General features: G+C 64.3%; 16 protein-coding genes. 5 read left to right on the forward strand and 11 right to left on the reverse strand.

From position 1 onward, the window contains the following. The 5 genes from msrA to RR928_RS20575 all read left to right on the forward strand — a co-directional run. Positions 1–498: peptide-methionine (S)-S-oxide reductase MsrA (msrA, locus tag RR928_RS20555; protein WP_332549412.1), on the forward strand; the 498-nt coding region annotated here is incomplete at its 5' end. Between the two features lie 146 nt (positions 499–644). After that, complete coding sequence (locus RR928_RS20560) at positions 645–1,109, forward strand: Fur family transcriptional regulator (RefSeq protein ID WP_332534649.1); 465 nt, start codon at positions 645–647, stop codon at positions 1,107–1,109. Between the two features lie 48 nt (positions 1,110–1,157). Further along, entirely contained in the window at positions 1,158–1,439 is a 282-nt protein-coding gene (locus tag RR928_RS20565) for a hypothetical protein (protein ID WP_332534647.1), read from the forward strand. A gap of 45 nt (positions 1,440–1,484) precedes the next feature. Continuing rightward, complete coding sequence (locus RR928_RS20570) at positions 1,485–1,901, forward strand: hypothetical protein (protein ID WP_332534645.1); 417 nt, start codon at positions 1,485–1,487, stop codon at positions 1,899–1,901. Positions 1,902–2,044: 143 nt separating this feature from the next. Beyond that, complete coding sequence (locus tag RR928_RS20575) at positions 2,045–4,156, forward strand: TonB-dependent receptor domain-containing protein (protein WP_332684026.1); 2,112 nt, start codon at positions 2,045–2,047, stop codon at positions 4,154–4,156. Positions 4,157–4,218: 62 nt separating this feature from the next. Here the strand turns inward: RR928_RS20575 and RR928_RS20580 are convergent, their stop codons facing one another. From RR928_RS20580 to RR928_RS20630, 11 genes are all read right to left on the reverse strand, one after another. After that, a complete protein-coding gene (locus tag RR928_RS20580; protein ID WP_332684028.1) occupies positions 4,219–5,304 on the reverse strand; it encodes a tyrosine-type recombinase/integrase in 1,086 nt (361 codons plus the stop codon). Positions 5,305–5,522: 218 nt separating this feature from the next. Next, positions 5,523–5,858, reverse strand: a complete 336-nt coding sequence (locus RR928_RS20585; RefSeq protein WP_332534641.1) for a DUF3325 domain-containing protein — start codon at positions 5,856–5,858, stop codon at positions 5,523–5,525. After that, positions 5,855–7,483 carry a PepSY-associated TM helix domain-containing protein gene (locus tag RR928_RS20590; protein WP_332684030.1) on the reverse strand — a complete coding sequence of 543 codons (1,629 nt, stop codon included), beginning with the start codon at positions 7,481–7,483 and terminating at the stop codon, positions 5,855–5,857. The genes RR928_RS20585 and RR928_RS20590 overlap by 4 nt, the downstream gene beginning before the upstream one ends. 35 nt (positions 7,484–7,518) lie before the next feature. Next, entirely contained in the window at positions 7,519–7,806 is a 288-nt protein-coding gene (locus RR928_RS20595; RefSeq protein ID WP_332534695.1) for a DUF3649 domain-containing protein, read from the reverse strand. Positions 7,807–8,240: 434 nt separating this feature from the next. Beyond that, positions 8,241–8,903 carry a pyridoxamine 5'-phosphate oxidase gene (pdxH, locus tag RR928_RS20600; RefSeq protein ID WP_332534637.1) on the reverse strand — a complete coding sequence of 221 codons (663 nt, stop codon included), beginning with the start codon at positions 8,901–8,903 and terminating at the stop codon, positions 8,241–8,243. A 63-nt stretch (positions 8,904–8,966) separates the two neighbouring features. Continuing rightward, positions 8,967–9,401 carry a lactoylglutathione lyase gene (gene gloA, locus RR928_RS20605; RefSeq protein WP_332534635.1) on the reverse strand — a complete coding sequence of 145 codons (435 nt, stop codon included), beginning with the start codon at positions 9,399–9,401 and terminating at the stop codon, positions 8,967–8,969. A gap of 289 nt (positions 9,402–9,690) precedes the next feature. Next, complete coding sequence (locus RR928_RS20610) at positions 9,691–10,632, reverse strand: hypothetical protein (RefSeq protein WP_332534634.1); 942 nt, start codon at positions 10,630–10,632, stop codon at positions 9,691–9,693. Beyond that, on the reverse strand, positions 10,629–12,989 hold the full coding sequence (locus RR928_RS20615; RefSeq protein ID WP_332684033.1) for an LTA synthase family protein: 2,361 nt from the start codon (positions 12,987–12,989) through the stop codon (positions 10,629–10,631). Before RR928_RS20615 ends, RR928_RS20610 begins: the two co-directional genes overlap by 4 nt. Before the next feature lie 4 nt (positions 12,990–12,993). After that, complete coding sequence (locus RR928_RS20620) at positions 12,994–14,265, reverse strand: YaiO family outer membrane beta-barrel protein (RefSeq protein ID WP_332684035.1); 1,272 nt, start codon at positions 14,263–14,265, stop codon at positions 12,994–12,996. Positions 14,266–14,282: 17 nt separating this feature from the next. Further along, positions 14,283–15,818: a glycosyltransferase family 2 protein gene (locus RR928_RS20625; RefSeq protein ID WP_332534630.1), complete on the reverse strand. Its 1,536-nt coding sequence runs from the start codon at positions 15,816–15,818 to the stop codon at positions 14,283–14,285. Then, the gene (locus RR928_RS20630) at positions 15,815–16,873 is read right to left on the reverse strand and encodes a HEAT repeat domain-containing protein (protein WP_332549419.1); all 1,059 of its coding nucleotides are present in this window, start codon (positions 16,871–16,873) and stop codon (positions 15,815–15,817) included. Before RR928_RS20630 ends, RR928_RS20625 begins: the two co-directional genes overlap by 4 nt. Positions 16,874–17,414: the final 541 nt, after the last annotated feature.

Raw genomic sequence — 17,414 nt, forward strand, 5'->3', positions numbered from 1 at the left:
TGGTGCACCGAAGCCGTGTTCGATCGCGTGCGCGGCGTGATGGACGTGCAAAGCGGCTATGCCAACGGCCATGTCGACAACCCCAGCTATGAGCAGATCTGCGAAGGCACGACCGGCCACGCCGAAGTCGTGCGACTGGTGTTCGATCCGCAGATCATCGGTCTGCGCCAGCTGCTCGAGATCTTCTTTGCCACGCACGACCCGACCACGCTCAATCGCCAGGGCAACGATGTGGGCACGCAATACCGCAGCGGCATCTATTACAGCGATGCCCTCCAGGCCGAAGTGGCGCGCGAGGTGATTGCCGAGCTGGCGCCCGAGGCCGGTGGTCCCATCGTGACCGAAGTGCTGCCGCTGCAAAGCTACTGGCCGGCCGAGGACTACCACCAGGATTATTTCCGCCAGCACCCGGAGCAGGGCTACTGTGCTTTTGTCGTGAGCCCCAAGGTGCAGAAGTTCCGCAAGAGCTTCTCGCAGTGGATGAAGCCGGGCGCCTGAAGGCGTCATGAGCCGCGCGGGCGTGCACCCGTGGGATATTTGTAAAAAATTGGGCAAAAACTGGGCATAATGCAACGCGGTTGCGTTAGCGCCTGGTTTCAGCGCGCATGGCGACCGTGATTTTTGAATTCATCCCTGCGCCCTCCATGCCCATCGCCAATGCTCCCCTGCCGCTGCCTGCCGGAATGCGCTCCACGCGCGCCAGCCAGGCCGTGCTGGCGCTGTTTGCCGCGCGGCCTGATGCCGTGGTCAGCGAAGCCGATGTGGAGCGCAGCCTGCAGGCCCAGGGCATCGCCGTCAACCGCGTGACCGTCTATCGCCTGCTCAACAAGCTGCATGCGGCCGGGCTGCTGCAGCGCAGCGTCGATGCCGACCGGATTGCGCGCTACATGCCGTGCGGTGCGGAAGGCGCAGCGCAGCAGCCGCGCTTCGAATGCGACGGCTGCCACCAGCAGTTCCGGCTCGCGGGCCACCAGGCGCGGCTGCAGACTGCCTTGCGCGCGCTGCGCCAGGAACTGCAGGCCGCGGGCCACGAAGAGCTGCGCCTGGACCTGGCCGTGCGCGGCCGCTGCGCCGGCTGTGTACAGACTACCGATGCCGCGGCGTCCTGATGCGCCCCGATTTCCGATTTCCTACTCTTGCCACCTGAAAGATCTGCCATGAACGTCCTGCGTCGCGCCGCCCTGTTGTTTGCCGCCCTGAGCCTGTCGGTGCTGCCCGTGGCCCAGGCCCATGACCACGACAGCAAGGACAAGGACAAGCACACGTCCCAGGAGTTGAAGGTCGACATCGAGCGCCACCAGGCGATGGCGGCCGCGCACCAGGCTGCGGCCCAGTGCCTGGCCTCGGGCAAGGCGCATGCGGTCTGCCAGAAGGAATTGCTGCAGGCCTGCAAGGGCCTGGCCATAGGCAAGTACTGCGGCATGCGCCACGCGCATTGAGCCGCGTGAACTGATTTTCGCGTCCGCTTCATTGTCATCTTCTCCATGCTGAACCCTCGCCCAGTTGCCCGCCAGAGCTACGGTGCGCCCGCGCGCCTGCTCTGGTGGCTGGTGCTGGCGATGCTGCTCGCGCCCGCGCTGGGGCGCATCCACCAGGTGCTGCATCCGCCCGCGTGGCAGGGCCAGCCCACGCTGGGTCATCTGCATGCGCAGCCCGCTGCGGCGCTGCAATCGGGCGCGCGCCAAGGCGACGCCCCCTGGCTGCTGGCGCTGTTTGTCGGCCACAGCCATAGCGACTGCCAGCTGCACGACCAGCTCAATGCCTGGGCCAGCCCGCCCGTGCTTGCCCAGGCCCTGCCTGCGGCCCTGCTCCAGGAACCTCCACGCCATGTGGAGGGGCGAACCGCATCCGCCGGTTCGGCCGCTTTCTTCGATCCGCGCGCGCCGCCTGCCGACGCCTGATCTTTCCGGTGCCGGTTTCCCGGCGCCGCACTCCCTGTTTCCCCGAATTTTGCGCAGGCCTCAGGTCTGCGCTGGCGCTGCGCGTTCTCCCGGTGTATTGCCTTGCACCGGCGCGCCGCCTTGCCTGTTTAGAAAGCGTTCCCATGCACCGCATCCAATCCCTCCGGGCTGAGTTTTCCGCGCCCGCCGTTTCCCCGGTACAGCGCCCCACGCAGGTCGCCATTGCCTGCGCCGCGCTGGCCGCCTGGGCCTTCTCCGGCCTGGCTTCGGCGCAGACCGTGGCGCCGGCTGCGGCCGAAGCTGCCTTGTCCGAAGTCACTGTCTCGGCCGGCGGCCTGGGCCAGTCGGGCAGCGAGATGACCACGCCGGCGAGCGTGCTCGAAGGCCAGGAACTGGTGCTGCGCCGCGAAGCCACGCTGGGCGAGACGCTCGGCGGCGAGCCTGGCATTCATTCGAGTCATTTCGGCGCGGGCGCGAGCCGCCCCATCATCCGCGGCATGGACGGTCCGCGCGTCAAGATCCTCAGCGACGGTGCCGAGCTGCACGATGCCTCGTCGATCAGCTCCGACCATGCGGTCGCGATGGAGCCCATGCTCGCCACGCAGGTCGAAGTGCTGCGCGGCCCTTCGGCGCTGATTCACGGCGGCGGTGCGATGGGCGGCGTGGTCAATATCCTCGACAACAAGATTCCCACCAGGATTCCCGAAAAGGGCTACGAAGGCAGCGCCGAGCTGCGCTACGGCAGCGGTGCCAAGGAGAAGGCCGGGGCGTTCTCGCTGACCGGCGGCGCAGGCCAGGTCGCGGTGCATGTCGAAGGCCTCACGCGCGACGCCGATGACTACCGCGTGGGCAGCGGCTGGGCCGAAGGCAAGCGTGTGGGCGGCAGCTTCAGCCGCGGCGATACCGGCAGCCTGGGGCTGTCGTGGATAGGCACACAGGGCTATCTGGGCGCGGCCTATACCCGCCAGACTTCGCGCTACGGCCTGCCGGGCCACAGCCATGACTTCGAAGGCTGCCATACCCATGGCGATCATCTGCATTGCGGCAGCCACGACGGCCATGACCACGATGAGCACGACCATGAGCACGCGGACAGCGAAGTGCCCGTGGTCGACATGGTCAGCGAGCGTCTGGACATGCGCGGCGAACTGCGTCAGCCTTTCGCGGGCGTGGCCGCCGTGCGTTTCCGTGCGGGCGTCACCGACTATCGCCACGACGAGATCGAGGAGGGCGCGATTGCCACGACGTTCAAGAACAAGGCGCACGACGCGCGCGTCGAGATCGAGCATCAGCCCATTGGCGGGCTGCGCGGCGTGGTCGGCATGCAGACCACCAATCGCAAGTTCAGCGCCATCGGCGAGGAAGCCTATGTGCAGCCTACCGAGACGCGGCGCAACAGCCTGTTCCTGCTTGAGGAGTACCGCTGGCAGGACTGGCGTTTCGAAGGCGCGCTGCGCCACGAACGCCAGACCGCCGAAGCGCTGACTTCGGGCCTGGAGCGCAAGCACAGCGGCACCTCGGCGTCGCTGGGCGCGGTCTGGCAATTCGTGCCGGGCTACCAGCTCGCGACCTCGCTGACCCATTCGAGCCGCCTGCCCACCGTGGAGGAACTCTATGCCCAGGGCCTGCACATGGCGACATCGACCTATGAGCGCGGCAACGCCGACCTGCAGCGCGAGAAGTCAAAGGCCTGGGACCTGTCGCTGCGCAAGACCGCGGGAGCGACGACGTTCAGCGTCAGCGCGTTCCAGCACCGCGTGAACAACTACATCTACGGCCGCACGCTCGACGAGCACGACGGCCTGCAGCTGCTGCAGTACAGCCAGGCCAACGCGCGCTTCACCGGGCTCGAAGGCCAGGTGCGCCAGCGCCTGGGCAGTCATTGGGGCGTGACGCTGTTCGGCGACACGGTGCGCGCGCGTCTCGACGCGGGCGGCACCTTGCCGCGCATTCCTTCGGCACGCGTGGGCCTGCGCCTGGACGCACGCTGGAACGGCTGGCAAGGCATGGCGGAATGGGTGCAGGTGGGCAAGCAGAACCGCGTCGCGGAATTCGAAAGCACGACCGCCGGCTACGGCATGCTCAATCTGTCGGCCAGCTATCAAATGCGCACCGCGGGCGGCACGCCCTGGCAGATCTATGTCAAGGGTCGCAACCTGACCGATCGCCTGGGCTATGCCCACACTTCGTTCATCAAGTCGGCTGCGCCATTGATGGGGCGCAACATCACCGTGGGCGTGAAAATGGACTTCTAAGGTGCGCGAAAGTGCCGGTTTTGTCGTAACTGTACGTTTGTACAGTTGTGCAAAAAAGGCACTTACGACAGCCTGATGGCTTGCAGCGCGTCTACGCATTGCTGCAGATGGGCGAGGGCGCGCACATCCTCCACGCCTATGCGCCGCACCACTTCCGACGGTGCGGCACCCGCATGCAGCCAGTGCACGATGGCGGTGTTGCGCAGCACCTGCGGGCCCATGCGGGCCAGGGGCAGGGCGCCATCCGGGCTCGCCTGCCTGGCGAGTGCAATCGTCTTGGACGCGATATGGAACAGCGCGCGAATGGTCAGCGGCCCGCCTTTGCGCGACTCGAACAGCGGCGCGGCCTGCTGCGCGGGCGTGCCGCTGTTGTGCCTGAACGCGAGCCAGGTGCTCAACGCGGCCTGCGTGGTCGCAGGCAGGGCCAGGCAGCGGTGCTGCGCGGCGCGCGTTCCTTCTATCTGGATGAAAGACGGCTTGTCATCGGCGGCCATCGCGGCCTGGTGCGCATTGCGCAGCGACCCCAGCGTCAACAGCCGCACTTCTTCGGGCGCGAGCGCCATGTCGTACAGCAGACGCAACACGGCCCGGTCACGCGCGCCTTGCAGATCGTCGCTGTCCGGGAAATGGCGGGGCAGGGCTTTCCACAGTGCAGGCGGCAGCACATGGCCCGTGGGCTGCTCGGGGGCAGGGCGTTCTACGGGATGAACCGCCTGCACCGGGTTGTATGTAACCCAGCCTTGCTCCAGCGCATGCGCATAGATGCGATCGAGCAGGCGCCAATAGCGCCGGCGCGTGATTTCGCTGATCTGCCTTCCGGGCTGATGGTGGGCGCGCTGGCCGGGGCGTATCTGCAGAAAGTGCGCGACATCTTCGGCCGTGGCCGCGTGCCAGGCCTTGGGCGCGGCACGGGCGCCGCGCGGCTTCCTGGAAGAGGCGGGCGTCTGGCCCTGCAACTGAAGAACCCAGGCATTCCAGACCAGCGCATAGCCGGTGGCCGGTAACTGTGCATAGGCTGACTGGGCGGTATCCACCTCGCGGCCCCATTCGGCCTGTTGCCAATGCACAAAGACGGCCGTCGCATCGGGCGGCGGCGATGGGGGCGATGGGGGCGATGCCGTCGATTGTTGCTTTTCCTTGGGGTTCATCATTGCTTCAATGTAACTTACATGCGATGGCTGGCCAAGACGTAGGCAAAAAAATGCCATGTACTAGACATGGCAGATCAAGCGGGGCAGGGCATTTTCGGGCCGCAAGCGGCCGCAGGTCACATGCACTTCGGCGCGTGATGGGCGAAAGCGCAAGCCGGGCCGACTCCGCGTGCCGGTGTCCTGGCCTTGCGCCCCGGCGTCGGCGCGCAAGGGTGCTAGCTGCTGAAGGCGAAGCCCAGCGCGGCCGCAGCCAGGCTGACGCCGGCCAGGCGCAGCAGATGGCGCGGAACATAGGCCAGCGTCCAACCCGTCACCATTGCGCCCAAGGTCAGCACTCCGACCCAGGCCGTGACAGCGACCGCGCCGCTCCAGCCCGCGGCCAGGCAGCTCGCCAGTGACAAACCCAGCAAGGCAATACCGGTCAGGCGCCAGGCGACCGTGGTGTTGACCGAAAGCGCACGGCCAAAGACCTGGTCCTGGTGGCGCTCCATGGCCAGGCTTAGCGCAGTGAAGGCCGGCAGGGCCAAGGCCCCCGCAATCCAGGCACTCATTGTTGTTTCTCCGGTGACTGCGCCACGGGGCGCGGAATCCGCATGCCGGCGCCGCTGGCCGCGCGCTGGGGCAGGGCGATGGCGCCCGATGCACCCAGTTTCCAGGCCGCGAAACCGTGCAGCACGCCCAGTGCGAGCGCGACCAGGTCGAAGCCCGCAATGCTCCATTGACCGTGCAGCATGGCAGCGGGAAGCGCTGCGCCGCCGGTCGCGGCGTTCAGCAGCGGCAGTGCGGCAAAAGCGATGGCCGCAAGCCACAGCTGTTCGAGCCAGGCGCGCCGATGGGGGCGCAGCATGGCATGCAGCAGGCACAGGCCCCAGACGACAAAGAAGCTGCGGATTTCCATGTCGGCACGCTGGGCGATGTCCACGGGAAGCAGCCGGTTGGCCCAGAAATAGCCGGCTGTCGCGACCGACAGACCCGCGATCGCGGCGATATTGAGCACTTCGACCAGCCGGTGGCCGCGCGGCGTGCGGCCCAGCTTGCGGCGTTCGGGCAGCCGCTTGACGACCCAAAGCACCATGCCGGAGCCTGCCATCACGGTGCCTATCACGCCGGACAGGAACAGCAGCCAGCGCAGCGCGGGATCGGCAAAGCGTCCCAGATGGATGCCCATCATCGCCCCCGAGACCGCCTGCGCGGACGACGTGGCGCGCGCTTCGGGAGGCGTTTGCGGCGCGCCCGTCACGCCGTTGAACAGCAGCCGCTCGCCACCGCCGCGCACCAGGGCGCGTGCGCCTTGTTCGCGCAGCTCGATGGTTGCCTGCGGCGTACCGGGCCGCTGCACGACAATGGTGCCCACGCCCCGGTCCGGCCAGCGTGCCTGGGCCGCGGCCATCAGCGGGGCGATGGCCGTGAGCTGCGCGGGCTCGGCGGACTGGGCTCGGCCGGCGCGGCCCGCGCTACCACGTTCCCCCGATGCACCCGCTGCAGCCGCGGGCCGGCCCCGGCTTTCCGCGAAGTACTTCTGCGTATCGCCGTTGTAGACCGCGTCTATGCCCCAGGGCATGAGCATGAACATCAGCAGCAGCAGGCCGCTGAACGTGATGATGATGTGGAACGGCAAGGCCAGCACGGCGGTGGCGTTGTGCGCGTCCAGCCACGAGCGCTGGCCCTTGCGCGGCCGGAAGGTGAAGAACTCGGTGAAGATCTTCTTGTGCGTGATCACGCCGCTGATGATGGCAACGAACATGAACATGGTGGCGATGCCGACGATCCAGCGCCCCCAGACGCGCGGCATGGCGTACAGCTCGAAATGAAAGCGGTAGAGAAAGCTGCCGCCGCGCGTTTCTCGCGGCTGCAGCACCTCGCCGGTGCCCGCATCGAGCTGCACGCGCTGGTTGCCGGCCCGGCCCGCGGCCGCGCCGGGCTGGCGGAAGTTGGCCTCGACCGCGGTCTGGCGCTCGCCGGGCAGATTGATGGTCCAGCTGGTCGCATCGGGCGCGAGCTTTTGCATTGTCGCCAGCGCCAGCGCCGCGGTCTGCGGGCCGGGAATCGACTGGTGCAGTTCGGGCCGCATCCAGTCGGTGATCTCGTCGAGGAAGTAGCTCAGCGTGCCCGTGAAGAACACCGCATAGAGCAGCCAGCCCAGCAGCAGGCCGCTCCAGGTGTGCAGCCACGACATGGACTGGCGCAGTCCCTCGGGTTTGCCATCGGGCCTCATGCGCCAGCTCCCCGCAGGACAAAGGTCAGCGCGCCCAGCAATGCTGCCGGTACGGCGATACCCAGCCAGGCACGCCAGGCGTTGGCACAGCCAAATGACCAGAGCGCGGCGAGGGCATGGGCGATGAACGCGAGCATCGTGGCCCACATCACGGCATCGACGCCGCTGCTGCCGGCGCGTGCCAATGCCAGGCCGACACCGGCCGCAGTGGCGCAGGCCAGGGCGTAGCCGCCGCCGATCGCTGCCAGCGCGCGCGAAGCAACAGCAAGGCGGTAGCGGCCCATGAATGCCGGCAATTTACGAGGCGGGCCGCCGGGCGCAGTTCGGGAGGCGATATCGCTCATTGCCGGCGCGCGCAAGCGTTGAAATGGAACAGAGGGCAGCTGAGCGCAGTTTTGCCCAAGCCCTGGAGGAGGAAAGCAGTCATATTGGCCATCAAATGCGAATGGGACTCAATATAGTGCTTTCTGCCGGCTGTTTTTCTAACGGCAGGTAAAGTTGGGGAACTTTACCGGGAATGCCTGAGGCGTCGCCGCCGCGATGCGTTGCCGCGCTGGCAGACGAATCACATGGCAACCATTGCCCGATCTCATTGAATGTAACTTACATGAATTGGTTGAGAATGAATTGAAAGAGAAGGCGAGGGGATTGAGAGAAAAGTGCCATGCGCTTCGCGCATGGCTGATCAGGAAGAGGGCGGTTTTCTGACCATTGCAGTTCAGGGCGCGAGGCGTTCGCGCGTCCATTGGCCGTTGTCCAGGCGGTAGCGCAAGCGGTCATGCAGCCGGCTCTTGCGGCCCTGCCAAAATTCAAAACGCTCGGGCACCAGCCGGAAACCACCCCAGTGCGGCGGCCGCGGCGGCGACAGCAGAAATTGCGCGCCATAGCGCGCCGCATTGGCCACCAGCACGCTGCGTCCGGAGATGACCTGGCTTTGCGGGCTGGCCCAGGCGCCTATGCGCGAATCCAGCGGACGGCTCTGGAAGTAGGCGTCGCTTTCCTCGGCGCTGACTTTTTCCACCCGGCCTTCGATGCGCACCACGCGCTCGAGATCGACCCAGTGGAACTGCAGCGCGGCAAACGGATTGCCCGCGAGTTCACGGCCCTTGCGGCTGTCGTAGTTGGTGTACCAGACAATGCCGCGCTCGTCATAGCCCTTGATCAGCACGATGCGCGTGCTGGGACGCTGGTCGGCGCCCACGGTGGCCAGCGTCATGGCGTTGGGTTCGGGTACCTGGGCATTCACCGCCTCCTGCAGCCACTGGTCGAACTGCTGCATGGGATTGGCGTGCGAAGCGTCTTCGCTGAGTTCCGCGCGCTCGTAGCTTTTGCGCAGATCGGCAATGGAGGAGGATATTTGGCTCATGCCGCCATTGTGCATGGCGGCATGCGTGCCTGGAGCCAGCGGCGCGCTTGTTCTGCACAGCCGCGAGGCTGTGCGCGTTCAGGCCGCGCGCAGAGGGTCGGCGTTCGATCCCGCCGCATGCGCGCGGGAGTTTTCCTGGATCAGTTCGATCTTGTAGCCGTCAGGATCCGTGACGAAAGCAATCACCGTGCTGCCGCCCTTGACCGGACCGGCTTCGCGCGTCACGTTCCCACCCGCGGCCTTGATCTTCTCGCAGGCCGCATAGGCATCGGCCACGCCCAGCGCCACATGGCCGTAGGCCGTGCCCAGGTCATAGCTTTCCGTGCCCCAGTTGTAGGTCAGCTCGATCTCGGCCTGGCCGGGATTGCCGCCATCAAAGCCCAGAAAAGCCAGCGAGTACTTGTATTCGCTGTTTTCGGACTGGCGCAGCAGTTGCATGCCCAGCACCTGGGTGTAAAAGTCAATCGAGCGTTGAAGGTTGCCAACGCGCAGCATCGTGTGTAGGAATCTCATGCGCCAATTGTGCCGCCAGATGCGGGCCGTTGCAGAAATCGGGCTGTCGTGGGGCCATACCGCCCCGGACCGCTTCACCGCGCTGCGGCAGGCGCAAGCCGTGGCTGTGCGCCCCGCGCGCGCTGGCTGTGGCACCAGGGGTTCTACAAGTATCCAGAATTCGTCCGACACTTCCCACCGTTCACCCGCAAGAACAGCCGCAAGCTCAGCGGCGCAGGTGCAGACCCGAACTGGTCCATGATCTCTGTGGAGATCCCGCGGACCATTACCTTCGTGGCCGGCGGCTCGGTCACGGCCATTTGCGTTGCAACCAAGCGCGCCATTCTCGGTAATGATGCAGCGCGTAGCCGGCAAAGGACGGCTCCTTGGCCAATGCGGCGCTGACCTTGGAAATCTCGCGTTCCATCACCCGCGGTCCCTCTTCATAGAATGTGACCTTGTCAATGTCGTTCTTTGTCGTTTCCAGTCCGATGACCACGCGTTTGCCCACCTTGTTTGCATAGGCGATCTCGCTCGCCGCATGGGAGAGAATGCCGTCACGGCCCTCGGCCTTGTCGCGGTAATCCATCAGCGCCACATAATCGTATAGATCGATGACGTGCTCGCTGACGGGCCTTTTCTGCCCTCGCCAATCAAGTTGCATGCCGTCCAGCCAGAACGGGATGGCCGGACCGACCGACAGATCGGCACCGGCCAGCGTCTTCAGGCGCATCAATGCGGCGCTCATCTCCAGAAATTGGCGCATCAGCTCCACGCGTGTGTCGTCGTTCCAGGCATTCAACAGATGCGGCTCTATATCCATGTTGATGCCGTCGAAACGCGCCGCGGGCGGCGCTGCCTGGTTGTATGTCAGTACGCGCTGGAACATCGCCTGGGCGTCTGCTCGCCGCTCGGGGAGGATATAGGTTTCGGTATGCAGATAGGCGGACCCCAGCAACGCATAGACGTGCATTCCCTTCTCATGCGCACTCTCGATGAAGCTGCGATAGAGCGCGGGATTATCGGCAATCAGATTGCGGGATTTATACGCGTCGGCATATAGATACAGCGTATTCACGCCATTCTTTTTCATGAAGGCAATGGCATCTGCTGCGACCTCAGGTTTTTCCACCATCGCATAGGACTCGGCTTCCCAGATCCAGAGCGCGCGATCCGGTGGCCCTTCAGCCGCGCGCGTGATCGACCAGGGCATGCCCAGCAAAAGCAGTACAGCAAGCAGATGGGCTTTCATCTTGGCTCCAGAGAGATGTGAAAGAAGCCGGCGCCGACACGCTTTCCCGAATTGGGATCGGCAGGAATGACGGCCAAATAGCGCTCGGACCGAAGAACGTTTTCGGGCAGCCGCAACTGCACGGTGCGCGATTCGCCCCCGGTCAACCGCAACGGCGCGCCATTGACCTCTTGCAGTTCATGTCCAGCCGCATCGGTGACGACCAGCAACGGAACGAAAGCCGTGCTGGAGCGGCTGCCCGCATTCAAGAACGTGACGTGTACATACTGGCCTTGCAGGCTGACATTGCGCACCTGCAACTGCACCGTAGCATCGGTGTTCGCGGAAGCGGCGGACGGCGCCTGCCGTGCCCCGGCATCCCAGGCTGCGAATTCCGTGACAGCTTCGGGCGGCAGCAGCCGACCGCTCGCCAACATGCGTTGGCTGGCAGCGTTGAAAGCCGCCAGCTTGCTTTGCAGGCGTGCCTGCTGCGGTGCATTGGCGACCGCTTCCGCCGCCAGCTGCGCCGACACGCTGTAGAGCTGCCCGCGCAGCAGAAACCAGTCACCTGACAGCATCCCTGGCGATTCGGTCTTCACCGGCTTGATGGGAATGTCGTGCAGGTTCCGGTAGGCTGCGAACATATCCAGTCCCTTGCCCAGCCAGGCGGTCTGCACCGGGGTGCGCAGTCCGTAGGCATGGGACAGCCACGCCAGCAGCGACGGCGTGAGATCCAATTGCGAAGAAACCGCCGCGATGCGTGCCGGGCTCTTGAGCAGCGGCGAATAGACCAGCAGCGGCACATGGTGACGTTCCAGGGCGTCCACCAGCGGCAGTTCGGGCAGACGGTGATCTCCTGTCACGATGTAGACCGTGTCCGCATGTCCTGGCAATGCCTGCATTCCGTCGATGAAACTGCGCACAGCGTCGTCGGTGTAGAGCACGGCGGAAAAAATATCGATGTTGTCGACATAGAACTGCCTATGCGCTGGCTGGATACCGAGCTCCTGCAAACGCTCCAATACGCGCGCGCGATAGCGTTCCTGGCCTGGAAAATGGTAATCCGTGTGCATGCTGATGGTTTGCAGCGCGACGATGGCCGGCGCGTCGCTTTCCTTGGCCTCATCGGCCAGCGCCAGCCGCACCAGATCTGCGTCTGCGAACCCCCAGCTGTTGCTGCCCGCGGGCAAGCTATGCCGGCGCAGATGCCACGGCAGGTCACGCAGCTTCGTCACACCTTGGCGCGTCAAATACGCGCGTTCGCTGTCGAAATCCAGGTTGGTGCCGCTGTAGAACCGTGCGTCATAGCCGTTGGCCAGCAGCACGCTGAAAAGATCGGCGTGCTCGGGCATCCTGTCGCCCAGATCGGCAAAGCCCTTTTCTCCGAAGGGCAGAGAGCCGAAAAGCGAGGGCAGAACACCGAAGGTGCGCCCCTGCGGGGCAATGAAATGCTCGAAATACAGGCTGCGGCTGGCCAGCTCATCGAGGCCGGGAGTGAAGCTGCCAAGACGGGCATCGGGTCCAGAGAAATCTCTGCCCAGTCCTTCCACCACAATGACCACCAAGCTAGGCGGCCGGCGCGCGGGAGAAAAATAGCCGCCCAGCACATCTTGCGTGCGCTCTGCACGCATGAAGGGGTAGTCCGGGTGGGCCGGCGCTGCTGCCTGGGGCGCAACGTCGGCTGCATCGTCGGCGCCCGCAATGGCGTCCGGTGCCGGCGCAGGCCGCCATTTTTGCGCCAAGCTTTCCAGAAAGAAACCTGCCTTGTCCTGCGCCCTCATGCGGCGGTCCAGGTCCAGGTCCAGGCCCTGCGACCAGGCGCCATGCAGCGGCAGCAGCCAGGCGGCAAGCGATAGCGCCACCAGCACCCCCAGGGGCAGGGCGCTGCGCGGCAGCGGCAGGCGCCAGGCAAGCATCAGCCCGGACCACAGTACGGCCAGAGCCAGCAGTCCCACCAGCAGCGGCGCCGCACCGATCGCCACATTGGCCCCACGTACGGTGGTGGTGATTTCATTCAGGGAGTAGCTGAACAGATCGCTCCCAAGCGGGGTTCGGGCAATGAGGAAATAAAGCGACAAGCCCATCTGCGCGAGAAGCAAGGCGCTCCATGCCAGCGCCAGCGGCCATGGTTTCGGCTGGCGCAGAAAAAGCCAGGCACTGAGAAACAGCAGCGGCAGCCAGCGCAGAAAATCCGCGACGTCAAACCCTGCGGCCACCGTGGCCAGGTGCGGATCCAGCGGTCCGCTGGCGACCAGTTCAGCTACGCGAACGACACCGCTCGCGGCCAGCCATGCAGGCAGCACCCAAAGAAAACGCCTGGCCGCGCCACGCCAACCCAGAGGCACGGCGGCATCAGTGGCGGCTTTCCCGGTCGACACTTCATCACCACCGACGATAGACGGACATCGAAACCGAGAACTGGCTTGGTGCGGAGCTGTCATGCCCATAGTCGCCCGTGAGCTTGAAGCCCCACGTGCGCTCGGGGAAAAACACCCAGGACACTCCCACCAAGCCATTGCGGACCTGGCTCAGGCCTTGGCCCGGGAGAAAATCGTTGCCACGGCCATGACCCACGCGGAATTCGACATAGCTGTCGGCATCGCCACGGTAATAGTTGCGCAGAATGGCGCGATAGCCATTGCTGCGGGTGCCGTCGCTGCTCGGCACATGGGTGGCGCGCACGCGGGCGTAGTAATTGCCAAAGTACTTGCCCACACCCAGCCCATAGATGTTCACATCGTCGCTGAATTTCAGCCGGTCATAGCTGCCCGACAGCTCCCATCCACTGCCCACTCCCTGGAATAGTTCTGCCCGGGAGGCGTAGTGCGGATACAGTCTGTCGCCCGATGCGCGCTGGTAGCGGACGTTGGCGTAGGCACGCGACCAAAGGTCTACATAGCCATCGAGCGCCACGGCGCTGTCGTGACCGCCGAATCGATTCGCCCGCAACAACTCCACTGCCAGTGAGCCTTTCGTGAACTTCCGGCGCAGCGATATCGAGTAATCGTTCCAGGGCCTTCGACTGCCTTCGAAGCCGGTGTGCTCATAAGTTCCACTGGCGATCCAGCGAAATCCCGGTGGGGCCGTATCGGCGCGATTGGCTGCGGGCGGTCTCAGCGAGACCATCAGTCCTTCCACCTCCACGCGCGCCAGGCCGTTTGCCTCGGCCCGGCCAAATGCGTCGGCAGCACCGCTGTAATCACCCGCGTCACGCAGCGCGCGGCCCAGCGCCACAAAGGGTGGGGCGTCCGCAGGATCGAGCCTGGCCCACTCTGCGTAGGCCTGCGCCGCCTGCGCCGGGCGGTCGCTCCAGAAATACATGTCTCCCAGCGCGGACCATGCATCGCCATAGCTGGGGTGGGCGGCCGTCACTGCCCTGAGGTCCTGCTCCGAGGCATCCCAGCGGCCCATCCAGGCCAGCGTGCGGCCACGCGCCAGCAGCAAGTCGCCGTTGCCGGGGCTTTCTGTCAGCAAGCGATCGTACAAAGCCAGCGCGGCTTCGCGTTGCCCACTGACCGCAAGCTGCCGCGCCTGGGCCATCTGTTCCGTCAGGCCAGGCGCTGCCAATGGCTGTGCGCTGGACGCTGCGGGGACCAGCGCCATGGACAAGAAAGCCAGCACGGTAGCGACATCGGTATGAAATCGAAGATGCATGGTGTACTTTCGATGGCTTAAGGAACGGAGGTGTCCGAGGCCGTGGCCTGGGGGGGTGTTCTTGACTCCACCGCATCAGGCACTTGCCAGGACCCGTCGCGACGTATTTTTCCCCAGCGCCGAACATGCCGCCGTGCGCTGAACGCCCAGCGCATCAGTCCGGTGACACGCCAGACCGCAGTCAACTGGCGGTAGCCAAAGTTCTCCAGCACGGCCCATGCGAGCAGTTTGAGTTGCTGGCTTAGCTTGGGGTACATGCGGTACGAAAGCTCCTCCAAGAGCAGGGCATTGATGGAGAGCAGGACGCCGATGCCGATCGCGGCGATCAGGAAGATCAGGAAGATCTGCCCCGACACCAGGCCCAGGATCAAGAGCACGGTCATGACGACATAACCCAGCAGTTCAATCAGCGGTCCGATGAATTCGAACAACAGCATGAAAGGGAAGCTGAGCCAGCCAAGAACGCCGCTGCGTCGGCTGAACATCAGGCCCAGATTGGGCCACAGGCTCTCGGCCAGTCCGCGTTGCCAGCGAATGCGCTGGTTTCGCAGCGACTCCAGGTCTTCGGGCACTTCCGTCCAGCAAATCGGATCGGGAACGAAGGTGATGCGGTATGGCCGTTTTTCCTCACGCATGGCACGGTGCAGGCGGACCACCAGATCCATGTCTTCGCCCATGGTGTCGCGGCGGTAACCACCGATCGATATCACCCGCTCCTTGTAGAAGACGCCGAAGGCGCCGGAGATGATCAGCAAGGCATTGAAGGGCGACCAACCCATGCGTCCGAACAGGAATGCCCGCAGATACTCGATCAGTTGAAATCCAGCCAGGAATCCCTTGGGCAAACCCACCTTGTCCAGCAGGCCGTTCTTGACCGAGCAGCCGTTGAGTACGCGCACCACGCCGCCACAGGCCACGGTGCGTGCGTCCTGAAGAAAAGGCCGCACCACGCGCGATAGGCTGTCGGTTTGAAGAACGCAGTCGGCGTCTATCGTGCAGTAAAGCGGGAAGCGAGCGCAGTTGAGCCCGGCATTCAAGGCATCGGCTTTGCCGCCATTGGCTTTGTCGACCAGACGCAGGCGGGGCATCGTCGGCGAGAAATAAAAGCCTCTGACGTCCTCCGTCTTGAGGCGGCGGCGATAGGCCTCGGGAAACGGCAGCATGCCAAAGGCGTTGATCACCGTTTCCAGGGTCTTGTCGGTGGAACCGTCGTTGATGATCACAATCTCGTACTCGGGATAGTCCATGGCCATCAAGGAACGCACGCTGGAGGCGATCGATTGCGCTTCGTTGTACGCCGGCAGAATGATGCTGACGGGCGGCTGGTAGGCGCGCAATGCAGCGGGCAGGTAGCGCGCCCTGTGCTCGCGCATGTGGCGCACGATGCTGAACCCGGAAATCACGCTGAGCAGCAGGTAGGCCAGGTTCAGCACGACAAAGTAGAAGAGGAAAAACCACTGCAGCGACGTCATCCAGCTCACCCAGGGCATCTGCCCCAGTTCAGCCGCAAATTGATGCCACCCGGCCGCAAGAGCGTTGAAGAATTCGTTCATGCCATCCTCCGTTGCGGTAGTTCCGACAGCACATGCTGGATGATTTCTCGTGCGAACACATCATGCTGTCTGGCGCCGATGCGTTGAATGCGTTCCTCATTTCCTGCGCACAAGGAACTGAGGGCTTGGGCCGCTCGGTAGCGCACCCACCACTGCCTGTCCGACAGCAACGGGACCAGCCGTGCCTCGTCGCTGTTGTCACCCAGGCGAGCCAGCGCGGTGGCCGCATGCATGCGCACATGCCAGCGGGGATGGGCGAGAAAACTTCGCACGTGATCGACATCGGCGCGATCGGTGACCATCTGCAGGCAGGTGGAGAGCACGTGATCGTCCATCTTGGAATCCAGCAACTGGCGGATGACAAGCGCTGCGCGTTGCGTGTCCGTATCGGCCAGGAAGCGCACCAGCCTGGCGGCGGTATTGTCGTTGGCGCGCAAAACCGCACTGGACAGGACGGCGGCCGTGTTGTCGGCGTCGTTCCCTTTGAGAATGCGCGCCACTGTCCCATCCGGCCAGTTCTCGTGTTCGGCAATCGCCGGAACAAACAGTTCCAACGCTCTGGCAGAGTCGATCTGTGTCAGCGCCCGGGCGGCGCAAAGTGACAGGATGGGGCCGGGATCGGAGAGATAGGGGACCAGCGTCTCGAAGTCGCGCATATCTCCCTGATGGCCCAGAGCGATGATGGCCATCCCGCAGTCGTGATAGCTGCCGTGCAGCATGCGACGGGCCACTGCGGAGATCCCTACGCGTTCGCCGATATTGCGCAGCTGCGCATTTCTCTCGGGCGCCGCTTCGTGGATATCGTTCCACGCTTCGATGAAGGCCGGTGCATCGCGCGCCGGGACCGCGGGGAGGGCGATGTTTTCCCCTGTCGATGCTCTTTCAAAGAGGTTTCGCCATTGCTGCAGTCCACGCAAGTGCCGGCGCTCTCGGTGCTTGGTGAACCAGCGCATCGCAAGGATGATCAAAAGCATGATCAATGCCAGCGAAATCGCGCAAACGCCGATCCAGAATGCAAACACCACATTCGGAGTGTTGTCCAGGAAAAAACGCATTTTTTTCTCCCTGCTTCACGATCACCACATGCGCACACGACTTGGAGTGCTGCCAATCGATGAAAACTATCGCATTCATCGTTTGGATTTGACGCCGCTGTTACAGATGCTAGGCCTTTTGTTGAAGACTGTCACTTGTTGTACCGGGTTTGGTTACAGATTTATTTGCGCCGCCACTTCAAGCCTTCTATTTGGCCCAATTCCTTGAATATCGAAGCATGCGATGGCCCGCGGGCCAGGCCTGTGCGTGAAACTGGCGTCGCGGTCGGGCTTATCGGCGAGGGCGCTTTGGCACGCCAATCCTGTGGCGGTCACGCCGCGGCCTACCGTTGCTTTGCCATCTGACGTGGGGGCACCTGGCCGTGGCCCTGGAAGTTCGACCGCCAGCCAGGGGGATGGTCGTAGTGTGTACGGCTGCAGCCCAGGAGTATTTCGCTCCTGAAATGGATGAGCGAACGAAACTTGGAACTCGAGGTCGTGGCAGCCAAGACCGGCTGTTTTCTTAAGTGGTGGCTACTAGATACGATGTATATTATGTTAA

It is taken from the genome of Comamonas sp. (assembly GCF_036666375.1).
Lineage (GTDB): Bacteria > Pseudomonadota > Gammaproteobacteria > Burkholderiales > Burkholderiaceae_C > Comamonas.